Source organism: Paracoccus marcusii (genome assembly GCF_006151785.1).
Lineage (GTDB): Bacteria > Pseudomonadota > Alphaproteobacteria > Rhodobacterales > Rhodobacteraceae > Paracoccus > Paracoccus marcusii.
Genome location: NZ_VDDD01000276.1, coordinates 1 through 792, shown reverse-complemented (window position 1 = coordinate 792; position 792 = coordinate 1). Strand labels below are relative to the sequence as shown.

General features: G+C 55.1%; 1 protein-coding gene. It reads right to left on the bottom strand.

What is annotated here, in order from left to right; translation table 11 throughout:
- Positions 1-461: 461 nt before the first annotated feature.
- Positions 462-599 (bottom strand): hypothetical protein, encoded by a 138-nt coding sequence (locus tag FHD68_RS19290; RefSeq protein ID WP_167550447.1) that lies wholly within the window; start codon positions 597-599, stop codon positions 462-464.
- Between the last annotated feature and the right edge of the window lie 193 nt (positions 600-792).

Below are 792 nucleotides of genomic sequence, written 5' to 3'. Positions count from 1 at the left end.
GAAGACCTCATGCCCTGGCGGCACGCACAGCCGTCAAGCCTCACCGCATAGGGCCGCGACGTCGCGCTTACATTCAGCCTACCAGTGTCACCACTGCTCAAGTTCTCCTTTTGTTCTTTCTATGGCTATGGGACAAAACAACGCACGGCGATGTTGAATGCTGGATCATTTTAGCAGCCTGGTCCGGAGGATCCTGCTGCAGAACTGAAGAGACAGTGTGTCCCGCGGTGAGTGGTCGGCCATCGCATCCCACGCGGCTAGCATGGCGCTCGGGTGGCCTGCAGCCAAGGAATACCAACCTTCCTGCCACTTATCGCACCAGATGACTTAGAGGGCCTGGATCTCCGGAAAGATCGCTTGTGGGTTCGATGACGGGGCATGGCTGTCTCCTTCCGGTCGATTGGACCGAAAAGAAAACGGGTCGCAAGGTGTCAATGGCTCGTCGAGTTTAGAAATCGACCCTACTTGTGGTCGGGGTGCATCGCGCGAATGGCCTGGTCGACCTTCCGGTCGACCATCACATCCAAAAATCCTTCCTGCATCTGTATCGGATCGATGCGGGCCGATTTGGATGGTATGATGATCTTGGCAGTGATCATGATACGCGGCGTTTGAACTTTTCGTCGTTGGATATGAGTGACCACTATCGCCCCTTCGCAGGACACACTGATGAATGGGGTCAACGAAAATTCCGCGGCCTTGGTTTCACAAGCGCTGGTAGTGACCTGCTACGGGATTTTTCCTCCACCATCGATTAGAGTCCGATCCAACTTGAGGACGGACAATGAAGCG